The sequence below is a fragment of the Mesorhizobium sp. M5C.F.Ca.IN.020.29.1.1 genome (assembly GCF_003997375.1).
GTDB lineage: Bacteria > Pseudomonadota > Alphaproteobacteria > Rhizobiales > Rhizobiaceae > Mesorhizobium > Mesorhizobium wenxiniae.
This window is the reverse complement of sequence record NZ_RZSW01000003.1, coordinates 16,499-38,115: the sequence shown is the minus strand read 5'-3', so window position 1 is coordinate 38,115 and position 21,617 is coordinate 16,499. Positions and strand designations below refer to the sequence as shown.

17 protein-coding genes and 3 pseudogenes are annotated in these 21,617 nt (G+C 60.6%); 13 read left to right on the top strand and 7 right to left on the bottom strand.

The features are described from left to right. Window positions 1-80 precede the first annotated feature (80 nt). From EOA85_RS00795 to EOA85_RS00780, 5 genes and pseudogenes are all read right to left on the bottom strand, one after another. Window positions 81-1,133: an LLM class flavin-dependent oxidoreductase gene (locus EOA85_RS00795; protein ID WP_127207995.1), complete on the bottom strand. Its 1,053-nt coding sequence runs from the start codon at window positions 1,131-1,133 to the stop codon at window positions 81-83. A 268-nt stretch (window positions 1,134-1,401) separates the two neighbouring features. Continuing rightward, a pseudogene (locus EOA85_RS00790) lies at window positions 1,402-2,992 on the bottom strand (SDR family oxidoreductase). Window positions 2,993-3,367: 375 nt separating this feature from the next. Continuing rightward, complete coding sequence (locus tag EOA85_RS00785; RefSeq protein WP_245485545.1) at window positions 3,368-3,961, bottom strand: nuclear transport factor 2 family protein; 594 nt, start codon at window positions 3,959-3,961, stop codon at window positions 3,368-3,370. A gap of 102 nt (window positions 3,962-4,063) precedes the next feature. Continuing rightward, window positions 4,064-4,234: pseudogene (locus EOA85_RS38500) on the bottom strand (ferredoxin); the annotation flags it as partial. 43 nt (window positions 4,235-4,277) lie between these two features. Continuing rightward, window positions 4,278-5,495 carry a cytochrome P450 gene (locus EOA85_RS00780; protein ID WP_127207990.1) on the bottom strand — a complete coding sequence of 406 codons (1,218 nt, stop codon included), beginning with the start codon at window positions 5,493-5,495 and terminating at the stop codon, window positions 4,278-4,280. 431 nt (window positions 5,496-5,926) lie between these two features. Between EOA85_RS00780 and EOA85_RS00775 the strand changes: the two genes are divergently transcribed. After that, window positions 5,927-7,093: an IS110 family transposase gene (locus tag EOA85_RS00775; protein ID WP_127207989.1), complete on the top strand. Its 1,167-nt coding sequence runs from the start codon at window positions 5,927-5,929 to the stop codon at window positions 7,091-7,093. Between the two features lie 585 nt (window positions 7,094-7,678). Further along, window positions 7,679-7,828: pseudogene (locus EOA85_RS00770) on the top strand (IS256 family transposase); the annotation flags it as partial. 338 nt (window positions 7,829-8,166) lie between these two features. On the opposite strand, the gene EOA85_RS00765 reads toward EOA85_RS00770, so the two are convergent. Both EOA85_RS00765 and EOA85_RS00760 read right to left on the bottom strand, forming a co-directional pair. Continuing rightward, window positions 8,167-8,589, bottom strand: coding sequence for a hypothetical protein (locus EOA85_RS00765; protein ID WP_127207988.1), 423 nt, complete (start codon window positions 8,587-8,589; stop codon window positions 8,167-8,169). Beyond that, complete coding sequence (locus EOA85_RS00760; RefSeq protein WP_127207987.1) at window positions 8,579-9,661, bottom strand: ChuX/HutX family heme-like substrate-binding protein; 1,083 nt, start codon at window positions 9,659-9,661, stop codon at window positions 8,579-8,581. The genes EOA85_RS00765 and EOA85_RS00760 overlap by 11 nt, the downstream gene beginning before the upstream one ends. Window positions 9,662-9,977: 316 nt before the next feature. Between EOA85_RS00760 and EOA85_RS00755 the strand changes: the two genes are divergently transcribed. The 11 genes from EOA85_RS00755 to EOA85_RS00705 all read left to right on the top strand — a co-directional run bounded on the left by EOA85_RS00755 (window position 9,978) and on the right by EOA85_RS00705 (window position 21,586). Beyond that, window positions 9,978-10,298: an iron-sulfur cluster assembly accessory protein gene (locus tag EOA85_RS00755; protein ID WP_127207986.1), complete on the top strand. Its 321-nt coding sequence runs from the start codon at window positions 9,978-9,980 to the stop codon at window positions 10,296-10,298. A gap of 180 nt (window positions 10,299-10,478) precedes the next feature. Then, on the top strand, window positions 10,479-11,696 hold the full coding sequence (gene nifS / locus EOA85_RS00750) for a cysteine desulfurase NifS (protein ID WP_127207985.1): 1,218 nt from the start codon (window positions 10,479-10,481) through the stop codon (window positions 11,694-11,696). After that, window positions 11,693-12,844 (top strand): homocitrate synthase, encoded by a 1,152-nt coding sequence (gene nifV / locus EOA85_RS00745; protein WP_127207984.1) that lies wholly within the window; start codon window positions 11,693-11,695, stop codon window positions 12,842-12,844. Before nifS ends, nifV begins: the two co-directional genes overlap by 4 nt. Before the next feature lie 422 nt (window positions 12,845-13,266). After that, window positions 13,267-13,647, top strand: a complete 381-nt coding sequence (nifW, locus tag EOA85_RS00740) for a nitrogenase stabilizing/protective protein NifW (protein WP_127207983.1) — start codon at window positions 13,267-13,269, stop codon at window positions 13,645-13,647. A 180-nt stretch (window positions 13,648-13,827) separates the two neighbouring features. Next, window positions 13,828-14,676 carry an electron transfer flavoprotein subunit beta/FixA family protein gene (locus EOA85_RS00735; RefSeq protein ID WP_127207982.1) on the top strand — a complete coding sequence of 283 codons (849 nt, stop codon included), beginning with the start codon at window positions 13,828-13,830 and terminating at the stop codon, window positions 14,674-14,676. Between the two features lie 18 nt (window positions 14,677-14,694). Further along, on the top strand, window positions 14,695-15,804 hold the full coding sequence (locus EOA85_RS00730; RefSeq protein ID WP_127207981.1) for an electron transfer flavoprotein subunit alpha/FixB family protein: 1,110 nt from the start codon (window positions 14,695-14,697) through the stop codon (window positions 15,802-15,804). A gap of 11 nt (window positions 15,805-15,815) precedes the next feature. Continuing rightward, a complete protein-coding gene (locus tag EOA85_RS00725) occupies window positions 15,816-17,123 on the top strand; it encodes an FAD-dependent oxidoreductase (protein ID WP_127207980.1) in 1,308 nt (435 codons plus the stop codon). A gap of 12 nt (window positions 17,124-17,135) precedes the next feature. After that, window positions 17,136-17,435 (top strand): ferredoxin family protein, encoded by a 300-nt coding sequence (locus tag EOA85_RS00720; RefSeq protein ID WP_127207979.1) that lies wholly within the window; start codon window positions 17,136-17,138, stop codon window positions 17,433-17,435. A 171-nt stretch (window positions 17,436-17,606) separates the two neighbouring features. Beyond that, window positions 17,607-19,376 carry a nif-specific transcriptional activator NifA gene (nifA, locus tag EOA85_RS00715; protein ID WP_127207978.1) on the top strand — a complete coding sequence of 590 codons (1,770 nt, stop codon included), beginning with the start codon at window positions 17,607-17,609 and terminating at the stop codon, window positions 19,374-19,376. Between the two features lie 504 nt (window positions 19,377-19,880). Then, window positions 19,881-21,359 (top strand): nitrogenase cofactor biosynthesis protein NifB, encoded by a 1,479-nt coding sequence (nifB, locus tag EOA85_RS00710; RefSeq protein WP_127207977.1) that lies wholly within the window; start codon window positions 19,881-19,883, stop codon window positions 21,357-21,359. 32 nt (window positions 21,360-21,391) lie between these two features. Further along, a complete protein-coding gene (locus EOA85_RS00705) occupies window positions 21,392-21,586 on the top strand; it encodes a 4Fe-4S dicluster domain-containing protein (RefSeq protein ID WP_127207976.1) in 195 nt (64 codons plus the stop codon). The last annotated feature ends 31 nt before the right edge of the window (window positions 21,587-21,617 follow it).

The following is a 21,617-nucleotide window of genomic DNA, read 5'->3' as shown; positions in this document are numbered from 1 at the left end:
TCATGAGCCGGCCGTTGAACGTGCGTTATGCCACCTGAACGACTAACGGCTGCGGGAAAGGAGCATAACCCATCGCGAATTCAAACCCGCGCATTACCCAGCGCCTTGTTGATCGCGGGAATGATCTTGTCTCCCCAAAGTTCGAGCTGGCGCAGCATTGTCTTTTGGTCGAAATCTCCCAGCTGGGTCTGGGTTGCAATCTGATCCGGTTTGAGGATGTCGATCTCTTCCAGCAAGCGATCAATCACGCGATTCAAACTGCCGATCGGCAGGTTCTTGCGCATTGCCTCGAACGATAGATCCTTCTGGGTGGGCGTTTCCTGCAGCAGATAGCCGTCATGGCTCTGCTGGCGGCGCTGATGCAACGCCTCCGACAGGCGGCGCTGGAAACGGGCGTTGTCGAGATAGCTGTTGATCTCCGCCTCGTTGTCGCTGGCATAGCAGCAACGCAGCAGCGATACCTTGGCATCGGCGACATTCCGCTCCTCGGAAGCCGCTGCCTTCTCGATCGCTCCGCGCAACGTTCTCAAAGTCTCCAGGCCGTCGTGGAATGCCGTGACAAAGTAATTGTGGCCCTCGCGGTAGGCCCGTTTCATGCGGGCCGGCCCGCCGGCCATCCAGATCGGCGGGGCAGGCCTTTGGACGGTGCGTACCGAAATCGCCGTCGGAGGTATCTTCTCGTAGGGGCCATCGTGCTCGAAGATATTGTGGTTGAGACCCTTCAGAAGGATGTCCAAGTGTTCCGAAAAGATGGCCGGCGCCTCATCGATATTGACGCCGAAGCGCTCAAACTCGCACTGCTGGTATCCCGAGCCGACGCCGAGATCCAGGCGACCGTTCGCAACGATATCGGCGAAGCCGATCTCGGAGAGCAGGCGCTGCGGTTTGTAGAGCGGCAGCACGCAGACGGCAGTGCCGAGGCGAATGGTGCTCGTCACGCCGGCGCAGTGCGCCACCATCATCAAAGGCGACGGAATCAGGCTGTAATTGTTGAAGTGGTGTTCTGCGAACCAGGCTGTGCCGAAGCCGGCCTGCTCCGAAACGACGGCCTGTTCGATGGAGTTTCGGATGACGATGTCGGAGGATTGATGATAGCCACGTTGGGCGGCCAGGATGAAGGTGGCGAATTCCACTGTGTTTCCTTGTTTGCTGCTGGTTGGCGGATCTGGAAATGCGCTCGTCCGAGACACCGATTGCCTCGGATCAGGCGCCTGGCAGAGCACCGCGTTGCTCTGGGCCCCTGTGCGATTCGCGGTTGCGGGCACGCCCGGAGAGCTTGTCCCCATCCCGAGGGACGTTGCCCCGCCGACATCTTCGATTGGGGCCGCGCTGCGGGCGCGTCCCAAGCCGGGGTCTCCGCTTTCATGAACCGCACCCGGTCGCCTGGCGAATGGTCGATGTTCAACCAGCGGCCTTCGCAAAGCATTCGTCGTAGAGCCGCTGGCGTTTCCTGCGTCACCGAACGCGGTCCAGCCGCCGTCCACATAGAGGATCGAGCCGTTGATGTATGAGGCGTCGGACGAAGCCAGGAAAAAAGCAGCATCTGCAACATCTTCCGGCCGTCCCCTCCTACCCAAGGGGATCCGCCGTTCGATCGTTTTCGTGTCGATGCGGCGGGCCTTCGCCAACTCACGAATGGCAGGCGTGCGGATGTAGCCGGGAGCGACGGTGGCTGTGCGAATGCCGATTGGCCCCAGTTCGGCCGCCATGCAGCGGGTCAGCATGTCCATCCCCGCCTTCGAGGCGCCATAGGCATGACGCGGCGCGAAGGGCACAAAGCTGTTGATCAATCCCAGGTTGAGGATCATGCCGCCGGGGCGCATCATCTTGATCGCTTCACGCGCGCAAGTGAAGGCGCCGGTGAGATTGACATGCAGGACACGTTCGATCTCTGCAGGCATTTGTTCGACGCCCGCCGCAAAAGTGTCGATAGAAGCACCGTTGACAAGGATATCAAGGCGGCCGAAGCGCCCCCTCAGCCCCTCAAACAGAGCCACCACCTCGCTCTCGATTGCCACATCGACGGATTTCGCTGTGTTCTTTCCGCCGAGCAATGCAGCCAGGAGTGTCGCTGCGGCGCTACCTTTATCGGCGATCACGACGGTGTCACCGTTCGCGGCAAAACGGAGAGCAACAGCGGCGCCTATACCGTTTGCGCCGCCCGTGACGAGCACGACTCGCGCGTCGGTGCATTCGGCCGGACGGGAGAGTTCGGTTCTGAGGACTCCTTCCACCTCAGGGCTGGCATCCCCGGGTTGGTTGAATGACATCCAGCCGCCGTCGACCGCCAGCACCGATCCAGTGACGTAGCATGCCTGCGCGCTGGCCAGAAAACTCACAACCCTGGCGATTTCGTCGGGACGAGCCAGGCGCCCCATCGGCACACGACGGCGCATCGCCGCGAGGTCAATTTTGCCCGCTCGGTCCAGTTCTGCAATCATCGGCGTGCGCACGCAGCCCGGCGCTACCGCAGCCACCCGGATACCGCGAGAAGCCCACTCGCATGCAAGCGACTTCGTCAACGAGATCAGGCCCGCTTTCGAGGCTGCGTACGCATTGCGCTTGGGATTGCCTACTACGCCCGACATCGAAGCGACGATGACGATGGCACCGCGGGCCTCATGCGTCTCGCCCCCGCCATGAGGAACGGCCCAATCAGGTTTACCGCCAGGCCGCGTCGGAAGTCATCGACATCGGTGTCGACAGTGGCGACTATAGTGGGTCCCACTCCGGCGTTGTTGATGAGGACGCTGATTTGCCCCAACTGTGCTTCGACCTGGCCATAGAGCGCGACGATATCTTCCTCTCGCGAGAGATCGCACTCGAGGCCGAGATGCGGCTCGCCGAGACCACGGGCCAGTTCAACCACGCCGCTCCCCGGGAGGTCCACCGCAATAACAGTGTCTCCATCTGCGGCAAGAATATTGACCAGGGCACGGCCGATCCCGCCAGTGGCGCCTGTTACGATGACGATGCGTCCTGCCTGCGTCATGAGAACTTTCTCCAGGAGGCTCAGAATCTCTGCCCTCGATGTTGTGCGTGCGGATCGATGCGCCGCAGTAGAGCAATATGTGCTGGTGACGGTCGGTTGTGTTACCAGATAGAGGTCGTCCGCTTCGGCTGCAGTCCAACTCCCAATTGGATAGCCGAAAGGGATAAGGGACCCCTCGAGGTACAGACGCTTACCTCGATGAGCGGCTCTGCCTGGTCCAGCCAATCGAGGCAGACCGACGTCCTCGGCGCGCTCGTGGCGGTAGAGCGGATCGCTGTCGCGGTCGCGCTGTCGCGGGCGGAAAGGCAACCCTGCCGGCCGCATCTTAACCGGGCAGGGTTGGTCTGGGGGACCGCTAATGGCGTTGCAAAGTTGTCATAGCCCGTCGTCCCCACTGATGCGTCTCTCCCGTTCGGAAGCTGAGAAGGCATCGTCGCGGGAAGCAATGCGACGCTTCCCGAGCGCGTAGACCGGATCGTCCGGGTGCGGTGCTCCAATGGGCTGTCGCGGCCCGAACCGTTCTGTCTCAAGTACCGCCGGTGGGATCTGCTCCTCGAGCCAATCGTAGACCACCGTCCGTTCGGCAACCCGCCACTCCCCTTCCCTCTTCTGAAACAGATCGCAGTAACGGCCGCATAGCAGCATCTGGCGTACTCCTCCGTCATTGTCTGGGCCGCGCTGGAGCGCGGAGAAATAGCTCTCGACAGCAGCTTCTGCCGGGTTGATAAATTCAATCAGGATGTTCGTGATTTGATGGACGTTGCGCGGTCCGGTCTTGAAGACACCGAGCGCAAACCGAACGAAGCCCTCGGCTGAGCCGCGATAGGCCCCATGACTGTCATGCGCATCGGGCCAGTACGCGCTGCGCAGTGCCGCCTCATCGGCGCGGTCTATCCCGCGGCTGTACCGATAAAGGCAGTCACGGATCGCCTCACGGTTGAGTAGTTCGGTAATTTTTGCTTGGTCCATCGGCTCTTCCGTGGTTCTGAGGTGCTCCGGGACGCCGGCCGTCGGTTTGCGGGTGGCTTCCGATAGGATTCGCGCGGCGGGTGGATCATCGACTTCCAGCGCAAGTTCGGGGCAGGACCGCACGCCATCTGAGGCCAGCAGTTGCTCCCCATCCGCAACATCAATGTTACCTGGTAAGATGTAGCCCGCCTCATCGAGCCTGAAGACTGCCGGTGCTCGCGCCGCGCATCGCGCATGACCCTGGCATCTGGCGTTGTGAACGATAATGCGCACAGCTACCTCCAACGTCTGTGGCCCGGCCCAGGGCGGGGGTTACTCAAGCCCAGTCCAGGACCAGATTTTCGATCCCGAACACATGGCCGCCATGGGTGATGGGTGCTGTTCCCTCCTTGATCCGGAAGGGCGGTATGCGCGCCAGCCACTCCTCCAGGCCAATGACAATCTCCCGCCGGGCAAGGTGTGAGCCAAGGCAACGGTGGGGACCATAGCCAAAGGCGGCGTGGCGGTTGTCCTGTCGCGTCAGATCGACCGTATTGGGGGATTCGAATTCCGTCGGATCACGATTTGCAATCATCGTGGCGCAGGAAACATAGTCTCCCTTGCGGATCGGCGCGCCTTCGAAATCGACATCTTTCCTTGCCACGCGGATCATCTGAACGCTTGGATAGGCGCGCAGCAATTCTTCGGCTGCGAGCACGATCCGGTCCGGTTCGTTGCGCAGCAATTCCTGATCTTTCAGGTTGCGCGCGAGATAGGCCAAGTCAAAGCCTATGGCTGCAGCGACCGTGTCGAGCCCCGCCACGAAGATAAGCACGCCAATGCCCCGGACCTCCTCGTCTGTCAGGCCGCGACCCTCGACCTGTGCCTGCACGATGAAGCTCATGAAATTGTCGACGGGCTTTTTGCGGCGCATCGCCGCCAGTTCGTCAATGAACGACACGATCGTCCGAGCCGCCGCCGGCCGTCTCACATCGTCGCCGTGGAGCAGATCTTTCGCCCAGCCGACAAATGTATCGAGACGGTGATCCGGCAGTCCGAGAAAGCGAAGGAAGATGTTGACCGCGAAAGGAAAGGCGAAATCCTTCATCACGTCGCAGCTTGTGCCCGACGAGGCGATCCTGTCGATGAGCGTTGCCGCTCGCTCGCGGATAGTCGGTTCCAATTCCGTTACCCGCTTTGGCGAAAGCAGCGGATTGAGCAGTGAGCGAAAGACTCCGTGGGACGGTGGATCGAGTTCGAGCGGGATCATGGGCCAGTCTTCGCCCAGTGCGGATGCGAAAATGCTGCGATGACTGGAAAAGGCTTCGGTCTCCTGGAGCACACGCCGCTGATCTGCGGCGCGAGTGATGACCCAAGTACCCAGCCCGGCGCGCGTATTCCACGGCGAATAAAAGATCGACGGCCCGGCATGCACGCAAGCGACTGCTGCGTGCGGGTCGCCATTGGGCGTCGGGGACATGCCTGGTGACGTAAAAAGACTGAAGTCGCCCACCATTTCCGGCGGGACATGATCTGGAACCGGTTTGGTCGCCATATGGTTTCTCCCGCGCTCAGACGCTGACGGGCTCAACTTGGATCGCAAGGCTGTTCATCAGAGCCCGCTGAGCTCCATATCGCTCTGCCGACATCGCCTCCGATGACAGATCGAGCAAATTGCGTGCCGAATACGCGCACCGTTGGCGCTACTCATCTCTCCGTAGTATCGGCCCGTATGAGGCTACCCATTGGTAGGGCTTCGACATTCTTGTCCGTTTCCAGACACGACAAGATTGCGCATCGAAGGCTTTACGAGGGGCCGAGTGAAAGTGGCTCAGCATCGAACGAGGTCACCTGCCAGAGCAGGTATAGCTCGGCGATAGCGAAGCCGCTCGCGAGCGCGCCCTCGATAGCGCTGTAGATGCTATGGGCGGCGGCGAGTGTGTGGCACCTTCGGCGCTGTTGAGCAGCTACCCAAGGAGCGCCCCCATGTCACCATCCTTTGATGCAAGCAAATCCCTTACTACCCTTGATCAGGACATCACGTTGGTCGCAGTGATTGAGATGAGCCAGACAAAGTGGCTCGTTGCTGCGACGGTCCCTGGCTTTGAACGTAACCCTCTCATGAAGCTCGATGCCGACCCGGATTCGGTGCTCAGGCTGTTGCGCCGCTGGCGCAGCGAAGCCATCCAAGCCGGGCGTGAAGTCCGGCGCATCGTTGTCGCCTATGAGGCTGGACGCGACGGCTTTTGGTTGGCGCGCTGGCTCCAGGCGCACGCTGTCGAGGCTTATGTCATACATCCATCTAGCGTAGCGGTTTTCCGCGAACATCGGCGCGCCAAGACCGATCGCCTTGATACAGAACTGCTGATGCGCGCCTTTCTTGGCTGGCTGCGGGGCGAGAAGCGCCACTGCAGCATGGCAGCCATCCCAACCATCAATGAGGAGGAGGGCCACCGTCCGAACCGTGAACGAGACAATCTCGTCCGCGAACGTACACGGATCGTCAACCGCATCAAGGCAATCCTCGCTCGCTTCGGCATTCGCACCTTCAAACCCAATCTGCGCAAGGCTGCCGAGAAATTGGAAGCTCTGCATACGGCGGAAGGTATGCCCCTGCCAGAACGAAGCCGAGCCGAGTTGCGCCGTAATCTCGGACGGCTTCACCTGTTGCGTGAACAAATCCACGAGATCGAGCACGAACGGCTGCGGCAGCTCTCGGTCGTTCTGGACACGGAGAAGGGTCCGCTCGCGATGGTTCGCCTTCTTGCGCGGATCATCGGTGTCGGTATCGAGACTGCGGACATGCTGGTGAACGAGATTCTCTCACGCGGCCTGCGTGATCGGAGAGCCGTCGCCCGCTATGCCGGACTTACCGGGGCGCCGGATGAGAGCGGCCAACGCAGGCGCGAGAAAGGCCTTGCGCGGGCCGGCAATGCTCGCGTCCGCTATGGCATGATCCTGTTGGCTTGGCGGTTCCTCCAATACCAAAAGGACAGCGCGCTGGCGCACTGGTTTTGCGCGAGGACGGCCGATGGCCGTGGCGGAACGCGCAAGACAATGATCGTGGCTTTGGCGCGCAAGCTGCTGATTGCATTCTGGCGACTTGTCACGACCGGCGAGATCCCGAAGGGAGTAGCCCTGCGCCAGGCATAAGGCTTGGAGGAACGTTCGACAGGACGAGCATTGAAGTTTGGCAGCTGCAATAGTCTGCCGATAACGATCCGAGGTAGTGGTGATCCCGGTCGCTCACATGGCTTACTACGCCGCGCTGTAGAATGGGCCCACCGCCCGGAGCTTCGCCGCCGATGCGTATGGCTGCATCATGGTTTTCGATCCGCCAGGATCAACCGCATACAAGCTTGCGGCGCGTTTACGGCGCCTGATGGCGAGCTCCCCTCGGTTTGCAAGTTGAAGACCTCTACGAACAGCACCTGCCGGCTCAATGTAACGCTGCCCGCCGTGCTCGTGACCATCAAGGGCAAGTCGCTTCGCGATGGCCAAAGGCCCACCCTTGACCGTCACTGCGCGCGGCGCCCAATGACAATGAACCCCGAAGCCAAAGCAGGAACAAATGGGCGCCACGGCTGAACAAGGAACAAGGAACAAGGAGACGGAACGACTGAAAGATCACCTTACAAAGATTAGCCCATACAAGCGTGCGAGCGGCTTTGCGGTGGTCTCGACAGTTCGCCGGTAAGGTCGGGTTGCTGACACCAACCTGATTCGAAGGAACCATCGATGACCGACGACATGATGAACCTGCGCGCGCTCGTGTAGAAGACTCCGGATTCCGATCTCCTGCGCGAGATGATTGGCTTTGCCGCCGAGCGGCTGATGGCGCTGGAGGTTGGGGCCGCCACCGGCCCCGCCTGTGGCAAGAAGAAGGCCTACGCCCGCCGGCGCCTAGGCCATCACAGCGCCCGCAAATAGCGCACTTCCGAGATCGGCAGCCCGCATTCTTCTACGTCAGGATCACATCGGCCTGGCGGTAACGATCGCCATCGTCGGACGTCCCCTGCTAGCCCGAGAAATCCTCGACCGCACTGGCCGCACCGGCAAGCCGGCCGTTCACTGCTGTGTCGCTGCTGGTGGCAAGAATCTAGCTGCCCTGCGCCGATAGCACGAACAGGATGCGTGGCGTTCTTTGATGATGCGGTCTGCTTTTTTTGGCGGCTTTCAGCTTTGCATCCGTCTCGGACGCTAGCTTTTCGAGCTTGGCATTAGATCTAGACCCGAAGGCCCTTGCCGGCGAAGAAGTATTCGAGGATGCCTTTGTGGAGGCCGTCCTCTGGAAACTTGACGGAGGGACCAATCGACTTCACCTCGACCAATTCCTCCCGCCAGCTGCCGTACAGGGCTGGGGTTGGACATTGACCGACAGCACACTCCTCCGCAGGTAGCTGACGCATTTTGCCTACATTGGGCAGCTTGACCGCGGGGTTCCGGTTGTGGCTCATCGCAACGGGAGCAATGATGGCGGTCCTCGCCAAGCGCGAAGGCGCTCTCGGGAAGGAGCCTCCGATCGAGGCGATCCGCGGCGGGCCGCAAAAGACAGCTGTGCTTTCGTTGGCCCCGGCAGGCAGAGCGGTGATCAGGAGAATCCAGGGTAGCGACGCGGACACCGAGCGAACACGGAAATCAATATGCATCGGTGTTGCCTGAAGCGGCGGATGAACTGGCAATGCGCGGCAGGTTCTCGGTCAGTAACCGCCAATCGTCGCGCTCGGGTTCGCCTTCCTTGCGCGTCCCGAAAAACTGGATGATCATCTTGCCGTCGGCGCCATATGCTTCGAGAGACGTGACATGGCCGTCCTTGGTCGGCTTGCGCACGGCCCAAACCTCGCGGATGTGGTGGGTCCTGAGATGCAGGTGGAAAGTCTCGTCGAGCACGTTGATCCAAGGCCCGATCTGCTTGACCGACTTGATAGGGCCGGAATGGATCTGGATGCAGCCACGATTGCCGACGAAGCACATGATCGGCATCTCGTCCTCGGCCGCATGATGGAACATGGCGCTGACGGCATCGTTGTCGAGCAGCCAGGCGTAATCCTGGCCGACGATGCGCACCGCCTGGCGGCGGCTGAGGTTCAGCGTCTTCAGCATGTCGAAGAACTGATGCACGTCGGTCAGCCGGCTCCAGTGCTCCCGTAGGTCGTCGACGATAGCGGCTTGGTCCGGAATCTTTGCGATATTTTCGGCTGACCTCTGCTTAACCGACAGGATCGGTTCCTGGTTTGAGGATTGGAGCTCGTCTGTCAGTTTTTGATAGGCGTAGAGGTTGGAGGACGGCCTCAGATGCACCTTGTGCACTGCCTCGCCGGCGGCGTCGAAGAATTGCAGGCAGCGGCAGATCTCCCCGCCATCGCATGTCTCGACGGCAAAGCCATGCGCCCACACCTTCAGGAAGATGCGCAGATCGATGTCATTGCCGAGCACGATAGCGTGATGCTTGCCCGTGAATACCCTATCGTAGATCCCTATCTTCTCATGCACGGCACTGTCATTGCGGGTCAGCGCCATGACCTCGCCAACCGCGCCGAGACCGGTTAACACGTCATTCACACGCGGCTCGATGCGCACCGTGCCAAAACCACAATGTGCCGCGACGAGCTCCGCTTCCGAAATACCCAATCGGGCAGCGAGATCCCGGCCGCGGATTTTGGGACTGTCTTCCCGTGCCCGCCGAATTCTCTCCGGCGAAGGTTTCTCTGGCTGGTGCATGTGTTACCTGCTTGCGCATTGTCGGTCGGGAGCCTTAGCCCTCGCCAAAAGAGAGCCTCAAAACTCGTACCAACTGCTCGAAGGGTCTCGAAAACCTGGCCTACGTGCCCGTTCAGCGGAAACTCCGGTCCAACCCTCTGTGGCGGTCTCGACAAATCCGACAACACGTGTCGAAAGCCGACGCCTTAGCGACAATAGCCGAACCAGAATCGTGGCCGTCTAGCGAAGTTCCACTGTTCGGAAACGGGTTTTTCCCGTTGGCACGGTTCATGCGCGGTGATGCCCAAACCGTCACGCACCGAGGAGAAAGGGAGCAATGATTACACTCACCGAGAAGGCCGTTGCCGCCGTTAAGACCGCTCTTTCCGCCGCTAGTGAGCCGGCAGAAGGCTTTCGCATCATGGTCGAGCCCGGCGGCTGCTCCGGCTTCAAATACTCAATGGGCTTGGAGAGCTTCTCGCGCGAGGGCGACGCGATCATCGAGGCCGATGGGATCAAGGTGTTCATAGACGCCGGCTCCCAGTCTCATGTCGGCGGCATGGCCGTCGACTTCGTCACGGGTCTCGAAACCTCCGGCTTTGTCTTCGACAATCCGAATGCGAGCGGGAAGTGCTCCTGCGGCAAGTCCTTTAGTTGATTGCCGAAGAAGAGAGGGCGCCTGAGGTGAGCTTGTCGGTGCGATGGCGGCCCAGTCTACGCTAACATGTGGGGCACCTGCACCGGCTCTAGATCGTCTCCGCCAGCAACGGCATGCGCAAGGCTCAGTGAAACCGGGTTGCGCCTTCACGTCATTCCAATCCATTGAGGACCACAGCCCATGAAAGTTGTCTATCTCGACAACAACGCAACGACACGGGTTGATCCCGAAGTCGTTGAAGCGATGCTGCCGTTGCTTACGCATCAATTCGGCAATCCTTCGTCGGCGCACGGTTTTGGCGCCCTTGCCGGCGCCGCGTTGAAAAACGCGCGGGGGCAGTTGCAGGCGCTGATCGGCGCGGAGTTCGACGACGAGATCACCTTCACCTCGGGTGGAACGGAAAGCGACAATGCGGCCATTCTTTCGGCGCTCGAGGTGATGCCCGACCGGACAGAGATCGTGACTTCCGCCGTCGAACATCCGGCCGTGCTGACGCTCTGCGCGCATCTTGAGGAGACGCGCCGCGTCAGGGTGCACAGGATCCCGGTAGATAGCCACGGCCGGCTCGACGTTGACGCTTACCGGGCTGCTCTCAGCCCGAACGTGGCAATCGTCTCGATCATGTGGGCCAACAACGAGACCGGTACGATCTTCCCTGTCGCCAAGCTCGCCGAATTGGCCAAGGAAGTCGGCGCTCTTTTCCACACTGATGCCGTGCAGGCAGTCGGCAAGCTCCCGATTGACCTGAAATCGACCGCAATCGATATGCTGTCGCTCTCCAGCCATAAATTACATGGACCGAAAGGGGCCGGCGCACTTTTCGTCAAGCGCACTGTGCGCTTCCACTCGCTGATCAAGGGGGGTCACCAAGAGAGCGACCGGCGTGCGGGCACCGAAAACACGCCCGGCATCGTCGGGCTCGGCATGGCAGCCGAACTCGCCTTGAAATTCATGGATGGCGAGACCAGACGGATAAAGCGGCTCCGGGACCGGCTGGAGAAAGGGCTTCTCCAGCGTGTGCCAAACACCTTCGTCAACGGCGACCCGCTGGAGCGCTTGCCAAACACCACAAACATCACCTTCGAATTTATCCAAGGCAATGGTATCCTGAAACTCCTCGACCGCGAGGGGATCGCCTGTTCGTACGGATCCGCCTGCACCTCCGGCTGTTCGGAGCCGAGCCATGTCCTGAGTGCGATGAAAATACCACATGGGGCGGTCCGCTTCTCTTTCGCGCGTGACAACGACCAAGAAGACGTGGACCGGGTGCTCGAGGTCTTGCCGGCAATCGTGGAGAAGCTGCGCGACGCCCCCGTTTCTGGGCCGGATAGGCGGATTACCGAAGACCTTCAATGCGTTGCAGGTCTCAGCGCCAGAAGAACCGGCGACCATTCATGAGCAGTCGGATCTTTCTCAACGATACGACCCTGCGTGACGGCGAGCAGGCACCCGGCGTTGCCTTTACGGTGGCGGAAAAGCTTGAGATCGCCGAGTCGCTTGCGGCAGCCGGCGTTCCGGAGATCGAGATCGGCACGCCGGTTATGGGCGCCGACGAAATCGACACAATTCGCGCTGCGGTCGCACGGGGTCTCCCGGTGCGGCTCACGGCCTGGTGCCGGATGACCTCGCAGGATTTGGATGCAGCGGTCGAGAGCGGCGTCCCCGCCGTCAATCTGTCGTTGCCTGCGTCGGACATGCAACTTGCCGCCAAGCTCGGCCTCGATCAGGCAGGAGCGCTCCGGCTCATCGAGCGTATGGTCGGGCGCGCAGTCGCCAGCGGCTTCTTCGTCGCGGTGGGCTGCGAGGATGCTTCGCGGGCCGAGCGGGATCATCTAGCCCGCGTTATTGAGACGGCGGCGCGCGCCGGCGCGAGCCGTGTCAGGCTGGCCGACACGGTCGGCGTCCTCGACCCCTTTTCGACCTTCGAACTTGTCACCCAGCTCGCAGCGCAGTCTCCCGTCGACCTTGAATTCCATGCGCACAACGATCTCGGCCTCGCTACCGCCAACACGCTGGCTGCGATCCGCGCCGGCGCGCGCCATGCCTCGGTCACCGTCCTTGGACTCGGCGAGCGCGCGGGCAATGCCGCGCTGGAAGAGGTGGCCGCCGCGATGGCCGTGCTCCAGGGCGCAGATACCGGCATCGACCTGACCGCACTGCCCGCACTGGCAGCCGAGGTCGCGCAGGCAGCCCGCCGACCGATAGCCGCCACTAAGCCGATCGTCGGAGCTGATGTTTTTGCCCATGAATCAGGAATTCACGTCGCAGGGCTGCTGAAGGACCCGCGTACATATCAGGGGCTCGATCCAGTTCTCGTGGGCCGCTGCCGACGTATCGTCATCGGCAAGCATTCTGGCGCCACCGCGATTGCCCATGTGCTGAGCGAAAGCGGCCGCGATCTTGACCCCGATCTGGCACCCGCGATGCTTGCCTGCGTCCGTCGCAAGGCGGCCGAGATCAAATCGAGCATCACAGCGATTCAACTGGTCGATCTCTACGACAAAATGTGCAGCGATGCGGTCGGCAGAGATCTTGGATTTGGGTGAAGGTGGTGATGTCGGCTGTCCTCGCCATCATCTCAAATCGGAAAAGCAGCCACGCGGCGCGACGCAGAAGACGTTCGGCCGTCCCATCGGCTATGACGTCCAAACATTGCGGAGACCAAGGCGCGGGATACGGCCGTAGCCGGCCGGTGTCCTCATTGGTGCTGCCGACAAGACGGTGGTCCCAGCTCGGTCGGAGCCGACCCAGGTCGAGGCCCAATGCGGAGATAGTCCCCCATTCCCTCTGCACGGTACTGCGGCCATGCACGCCCGTGCGCCACGCCCGGCCACCGGATGCACAGCCTTGTCGACGAAGCGATTGCCTCGCTGGCTCCGCCCCACTCGTCCATCAAGTTGCGGATTTCGCGGCTGCAGACAGAGTTTTTCGTATCTGGCCCCACAGTTTTCCGACAAGGGAGAATGCAATGACTTGTTCCGCTGACGGCCGTCCCATCGATGTCACCGACGTCCTCGCGCGACTGAAAGGCCTGTCGGCGGCGGAGGAGTTCTTTGCTGTCCTTGGCGTCTCATATGATCCGAAGGTGCTCAATGTCTCACGGCTCCATATCATGAAGCGCGTGGGCCAATACCTTGCCGAGGAAGATTTCTCCGGTCTGCCCGACCAGGTGATCGCCGCGCGCGTACGCGCCATGCTGGAACGCGCCTACGAGGACTTCGCGGTTTCCTCGCCGCTCACGCACCGGGTCTTTAAGGTGCTCAAAGATCACGATCCAGACAGGCCTTGCACGCCAGGCAGCACCTTTGTTCCTTTCGATTCAGTCCTGAAGCGGTTCGGCAGGGAATAAGCGCGACATAGTTGCGACGAGACAATGTCAAGAAGCCGACAATTCGGGCATCGCAACCACGCCTCCCAAAATGACCAGCCGAATTTCCATGGAATTCGAGCTTCAAAACACTGGCACGAATGATGCAGCCAAGAACTCGCACCGCCATTCCGCATCGGATAACAGCGTAGAGAAACGCCAATGCACATCGTCGTCAGCATCAAGCAGGTGCCGGACTCGGCTCAGATCCGGGTCCATCCGGTGACGAACACCATCATGCGCCAGGGTGTGCCGACCATCATCAACCCTTATGACCTATTCGCTCTCGAAGAAGCACTTAGGCTACGCGACGCTTATGGTGGGGAGGTCACAGTGCTCACTATGGGTCCACCCATGGCGGAGGACTCCCTGCGCAAGGCGCTCGGCTATGGCGCTGATCGCGCGGTGCTTTTGACCGACCGCTATTTTGCCGGTTCCGACACACTGGCGACCTCCTTTGCTCTTTCCCAGGCAATCGCGAAGATTGGCGAGACGTTCGGCCCGCCGGACGTGGTCTTCACGGGCAAACAGACGATCGACGGCGACACCGCCCAAGTCGGGCCCGGCATAGCCAAGCGTCTCGATCTTGTGCAACTCACCTACGTCGCGAAAATTGCCTCCATTGATCTTGCTGCGCGCGAGATCACGGTCGAGCGCCGTTGCGAGGGCGGCACCCAGAAGCTGAAGAGCAGCCTGCCCTGCCTCATCACCATGCTGGAAGGCACAAACGAGATGCGTCGGGGCTCGATCGAAGACGCATTGTGCGCCGCGCGCAGCCGGATTGTGAAATGGAGTGCGGCCGAGGCCGGCATTGAGGACCTCACCAAGTGCGGCTTGCGTGGCTCGCCGACGGTCGTCAAACGCGTTTTCGCCCCTACCGCGCGGTCGGAAAAGGCGGCGCAAATTGACACGGCCGAGAAGACGCTGCGCGATCTCGCCGACGAACTGATTGTTGCAATTTTCACCCGCCAACCGGCACTGGAACCGGAACTCGCCTTCGACGGCGCCTGACGGCAAGGAGCAGACCATATGTCGAGCGCGAACCCAGACACTCCCCGCCCGCCCGCCGGCCGTGCCGGGATGAAGAAGGAGCTGCCCGAGCGTTTCAGGGCCTACCGGCACGTTTGGGTTTTCATCGAGCTCGAACGCGGCCAGGTCCACCCCGTATCCTTCGAATTGCTCGGTGAGGGCCGCAAGCTAGCAGATAAACTTGGCGTCCAGCTCGCGGGCGTTGTGCTCGGACCGCCGGAAGAAGCCACCCAGAACGCAGTCGCCGAAGCCTTCGCCTATGGCGCCGACCTTGTCTACTTCGTCGAGGCGCCGCTGCTCGCCGACTATCGGAATGAGCCTTTCACCAAGGCGATGACCGATCTGGTTGACACTTACAAACCCGAGATCCTGCTTCTCGGTGCGACCACGCTCGGCAGGGATCTCGCCGGGTCAGTCGCGACGACCTTGCTGACAGGACTCACTGCCGACTGCACCGAACTGGACGTTGATGCCGATGGTTCGCTCGCAGCGACCCGTCCGACTTTTGGGGGATCCCTGCTATGCACGATCTACACGCTCAACTACAGGCCGCAGATGGCGACGGTGCGACCGAGAGTCATGCCCATGCCGCACCGGGCGGACAGAGGGATCGGGCGTGTCGTCACGCACAAGTTGTCGCTGGCCGAGGATGAAATCGTCACCAAAGTCCTTGGCTTCCTGCCGGATAGCCAGTCGGGCACGGCCAATCTCGCCTATGCCGATGTGGTCGTTGCGGGAGGGCTCGGTCTCGGCGGGGCGGAGAACCTGCAGCTTGTGAAGAGTCTCGCGCGAGCGATCGGCGCCGAATTTGGCTGTTCGCGGCCGCTGGTCCAAAAGGGCTGGATGCCGGCCGATCGGCAGATCGGCCAGACTGGCAAGACAATCCGGCCGAAGCTTTACATAGCCGCTGGTATTTCCGGCGCGATCCAGCACCGCGTCGGAGTTGAGGCAGCCGATCTCATCGTGGCCATCAACACCGACCCGAACGCTCCGATTTTCGATTTCGCTCACCTCGGGATCGTAACTGATGCGGTCCGCTTCCTGCCCGCGCTGACCGAGGCCTTCACCCGGCGGCTGTCACCGCACAGTCGCGACAAGCTTGCGAGCTAAGGGAGATGGAGATGATCAACGAAGAGTTTGACGCCATTGTCATCGGGGCCGGCATGTCCGGGAACGCAGCTGCTTACACCATGGCAAGCGACGGCTTGAAGGTACTCCAGTTGGAGCGAGGTGAATATCCGGGCTCCAAGAATGTCCAAGGCGCCATCATGTACGCGAACATGTTGGAGAAGATCGTCCCGGACTTCCGGGATGATGCACCGCTCGAGCGGCATCTGGTCGAACAACGCCTATGGGTGATGGACGAGACCTCCCACACCGGGATTCACTATCGGTCGGAGGATTTCAATGAAGTGAAGCCCAATCGCTATACGATCATCCGTGCCCAGTTCGATAAATGGTTTTCGCGCAAGGTGCGCGAGGCCGGCGCGACGGTTCTGTGCGAGACGACCGTGACGGAACTCGTCCGTGATGGCAATGGCAAGGTAATCGGGGTCCGGACAGATCGGGCCGGCGGAGCGATCTACGCGGACGTCGTGGTTCTTGCAGAAGGTGTCTGCGGGCTGCTTGGCACGCGAGGCGGCCTGCGAAAGATGCTGAAGCCGGAAGCCGTGGCGCTGGCCGTCAAGGAAATGCATTTCCTGCCCGAAGAGATCATTGAGCAGCGGTTCGGCGTCAAAGGGAGTGAAGGCTGCGTGATCGAGGCAGTCGGCACGATATCCCACGGAATGGCCGGGCTCGGGTTCCTCTACACCAACAAGGAATCGATCTCACTGGGGATCGGCTGCCTCGTTTCGGATTTCACCGCGAAGATGGAGAGCCCTTACACCCTCCTGGACGCGCTAAAACACCATCCTTCGATCCGGCCGCTGATCGCCGGTTCGGAGGTGAAAGAATACGCGGCGCATCTCATTCCTGAAGGTGGCTACAAGGCAATTCCGCAGCTCTTTGGCGACGGTTGGGTCGTTGTTGGCGATGCTGCGCAATTGAACAACGCCATTCACCGCGAGGGTTCGAACCTCGCCATGACCTCCGGTCGGATTGCGGCTGAGGCTATCATCCAGGTCAAGAGACGCAACGATCCTATGACCAAACGGAACCTCGCCCTATACAAAACGATGCTGGATGAATCCTTCGTGGTGAAGGACCTGCGGAAATACAAAGACATGCCATCCCTACTCCATAATAACGCCGGCAATTTCTTCACGACTTACCCGAAGTTGATGTCGCAAGCCGCGCAGAACTTCATGCGTGTCGACGGCACGCCAAAGATCGATAAGGAAAAGGCGACCACGGCAGCCTTCATCAAGGCGCGATCGCGGTTGGGGCTGGTCAGCGACGCGATCCGCCTGGCATTGGCGTGGCGGTGAGGCACTGACGACATGACAAATCCAATGACGAAATTTCGGGTCGAGGACAAGCTTTACCAGAACCGCTATCTGGTGGACTCCGGCCGTCCGCATATAAAGGTGCGACCGCACGAGCAACCAAGCGCGAATCTGCTCGCGCTGACCCGTGTCTGTCCAGCGAAATGCTACGAGTTAAACGACAAAGGTCAGGTTGAAATCACCGCTGATGGCTGCATGGAGTGCGGCACCTGCCGGATCTTGTGCGAGACCAGCGGTGAGATTGAATGGAACTATCCGCGCGGTGGCTTCGGTGTACTCTTCAAGTTCGGATGATCGGCGTCCGCACCGTTTGATGGGTACGCACCTGTGCACTCCTGAAGTTACGACCAAGCGCCGACCCTTCCTGGCACCATCTCGCAAAAGGGGGAGCGGGTGAACACTGTGCTTGAAATGCAAAAGGCGCTTGGGAGGAGCATTCGGGACCACAACTCCTGAGGTGTTTCCATGGCTGACATACCGCCGGATCGCGTTAACGAAGTAGGACCTCGAGACACCCGCCGCGAACCGGGCAGCGATGCGCTGTCCCATGCAGATATCCGGGTCAGGGGAATCTACGAGATATCGAAAGCCCTGACCGCTCCGGCGCGGCTGGAGATTACGCTTGCCAATGTCACGAATATACTCCCATCGTTTGTGCAAATGCGTCACGGAGCAATCGTTGTACTGGACGCTGAAGGTGATCCGGAGATTGCCGCGAGTGCTGGCGACGCCGATACCGCCCGATCAGGCACACACCCCATCGTACCACGGGCCGTGATAGAGCACATCGTCGCTACGGGGACGAAGCTCATGATACCGGACGTCAGCACGTCCGAGCTATTTCAGGCTGACCCTGAAACATATCACAGCGGCAATTCCCTCCCAATTGCCTTTATTGGCATCCCGGTGAAGGCTGAGCATAAGATCCTTGGAGTGTTGTCGCTCGACCGCGCAAGGGACAGCCCCACCGGCTCCCTCTACGATGAGGACATAGTGTTCCTGACGATGGTCGCCGACCTCGTCGGCCGAACTGTTCGCCTCCATCGCGCCCTGACTACGGATCGTGAGCGGCGCGTCGATTCGCAATGGACACTGGAGAATTCGTCCGATGAGGACAGGACCGACTCCATCCCGCATCCGCCTGTCAAAATGGAGGGGATCATCGGGGAAAGTCCCGCACTCAAGCAGGTGCTCGAAACCGTATCCATAATTGCAAGGACGAATTCTACCGTGCTTCTGCGGGGCGAAAGCGGCACGGGCAAGGAATTTTTTGCGCAGGCGATCCATAAGCTCTCACGTCGGAGGAAGAAGCCTTTCGTCAAATTGAACTGCGCCGCACTGTCTGAAAGCGTTCTGGAGTCGGAGCTGTTCGGGCATGAAAAAGGTGCCTTCACAGGGGCCATTTCGCAGCGCGCCGGCCGTTTTGAATTGGCAAATGGCGGAACGCTGCTACTGGACGAGGTCGGCGAGATTTCGCCTGCCCTTCAAGCCAAGCTGTTGCGCGTCTTGCAGGAAGGCGAACTAGAGCGTGTCGGCGGCACCAAGACGCTACAGGTGGATGTCCGCCTCATATGCGCCACCAACAGGGACCTTGAGACGGCTGTTGTAAACGGGAGTTTCAGGGCCGACCTTTATTTTCGCATCAATGTGATGCCAATCATCCTGCCTCCGCTTCGAGAGCGACCCGGGGATATTCCGCGCCTTGCGAACGCGTTCCTAGACCGATTTAACAAGGACAACCATCGCGAACTCGCCTTCGCGCCGTCGGCGCTGGAGCTGATCTCGCAATGCTATTTCCCCGGCAACGTCCGCGAGTTGGAGAACTGTGTGCAAAGGACGGCGACGCTAGCGCGTTCAAGGACAATCGCTCCGTCGGATTTTGCCTGCTACAATAACCAATGCCTGTCTTGGCTCCTCTGGAAAAGAGCTGATCGTTCGCACGGCGGCAATACCGGCGACGAGCGGGCTCGAAGCAACATTACGCCCGTTGGATCGCGGATGCCGGCCGGGCGCTTCCGCGACCCACAGGACAGCGTATTGCCTCATACGGCCGACGCTCCAAACGATCCCGCTTTTCCTGCAATAGGCCCGCGCCTGACGGAACGCGACCGGCTGCTCGAAGCGATGGAGAAGGTCGGCTGGGTTCAGGCCAAGGCCGCTCGTATCCTCGGCGTCACGCCGCGGCAGGTCGGATACGCTCTGCGCCGACACAATATCGAGGTGAAGAAATTCTAGCGTGCTCGTGACCTGAGAACAAGACTATGCGCCAGGTTCGCGAGAACCTGTCGGAGCCCGAGCCAAATCTACGCGAGCGTGCGACGATCGTCACGCCTTCATCGCGGTGACGCCACCGGGGCCCTTTCCAGCGTCTTGACAAGCGTAGGGGGGCGCACTGACTAATCCTTATCCGAACCATGCCGACGCGAGTATCGCGCGATAACTTCACCACGGGCGAGTTTGCCGTCGCCGAGACCGACATCTTCGTCGCAGACCGGTCGAGCACGTTGTGCCGAGGCGATCACGGGTGAAAGGGTCGACTTTCTCTCTCGGAATCATGTCCGCCGGAGTCGTCTTCCTCACGTTGTGTGCGTAGCCACTGTCGGAGGTCCGACAAAGTCATGTCGGGGCAACCCCACGATATCAGACGCGAAAGCCAATTCGTGATCTAGCGCCACCTTTTGAGTTTGGCATTGCGCTTGCGCTTTGAACGGCGACGTTAACCCGCAACGGAGCCGTTCAATGTCCGCACCGGTAATTTCGGTTGAGAGCCTGACCGGTAGGTTCTCCGACCAGCTGCTGGCGAGCGCGGATTCGGGTGGCTGCGCATCTTCCTCCTGCGGCTCGTCGACAAGGCCCAGCGATGTTGATCCGGCTGTCTGGGACAAAATCAAGGATCACCCGTGCTTTTCAGAAGAGGCGCATCACTATTTCGCGCGCATGCACGTCGCGGTCGCACCGGCCTGCAATGTCCAGTGCAACTACTGCAATCGCAAATATGACTGCGCCAACGAAAGCCGGCCCGGGGTAGTGTCGGAAAAGCTGACGCCCGACCAGGCGGTACGCAAGGTGATCGCGGTCGCCAACGAAGTACCGCAGCTTTCCGTGCTTGGCATCGCCGGACCGGGCGATGCCTGTTACGACTGGGAGAAGACGAAGGCAACGTTCGAACGCGTCGCCAGGCAAATCCCCGACATAAAGCTGTGCGTCTCTACCAACGGGCTCGCGCTGCCAGACCACGTCGACGAGCTTGCCGAAATGAATGTCGATCACGTGACGATCACCATCAACATGGTCGATCCGGAAGTCGGCGCAAAGATCTATCCCTGGATCTTTCACGACCATCGCCGCTACGTCGGCTCACAAGCCGCCAGGATTTTGCACGAGCGGCAGATGCTGGGATTAGAGATGCTGAGCGCGCGCGGCATCCTCACAAAAATCAATTCGGTGATGATCCCTGGCGTGAACGATCAGCACCTGATTGAGGTGAATAAGTGGGTCAAGCAACGAGGCGCGTTCCTGCACAACGTCATGCCTCTGATCTCGGACCCGGCGCACGGCACGCACTACGGACTGACCGGGCAGCGCGGCCCAAATGCAATGGAGATGAAGGCTCTTCAGGATCGTCTTGAAGGCGGCGCCAAGTTGATGCGCCACTGCCGGCAGTGCCGGGCAGATGCCGTCGGCCTGCTGGGCGAGGATCGTGGCCAGGAATTCACACTCGATCAGATTCCCAGGGAGCTCACATACGATGCCAGCAAGCGCGAAACCTATCGGGAGCTGGTCGCGGACGAGCGTCGCGATCACCTGGCGGCCAGGAGCGAAGCGATCGGAATGGTCAAGACAGCGAGCTCCGGCAAGTCCCTCCTCGTCGCGGTGGCGACTAAGGGCGGCGGCCGCGTCAACGAACACTTCGGCCATGCCAAAGAATTCCAAGTGTATGAAGCCTCGCCGACAGGGATCAACTTTGTCGGGCACCGCAAGGTTGAGCAGTATTGCCTTGGCGGTTGGGGCGAGAATGCCACTCTCGACGGCGTCATCGCTGCGCTGGAAGGCATAGACTTCGTGCTTTGCGCCAAGATTGGAAATTGCCCCAAGGATCAGCTCGCGGACGCCGGTATCCGAGCGACCGACGCTTACGGTCATGACTACATTGAGACGGCAATCGGCGCCATTTACGCCGCCGAGTCTGGCGGCCCGGCACTCACGGCGACCGCCTGAGCCGTCTCATTCCACTCGAACCAGGAGTCAAAATGGCTTTCAAGATCATCGCATCCCAATGCACGCAATGTGGCGCCTGCGAATTCGAATGCCCGTCCGGTGCGATCAAGTTCAAAGGCGAGAGCTACGTGGTCGAGCCGCAGAAGTGCACCGAATGTGAGGGAGCCTTCGAGACGCAGCAATGTGCCTCGGTATGTCCCGTGCCGAAGACCTGCGTTCCTGCCTGACCCCAATCAGGCTACCGCATAGCGGCTGCCT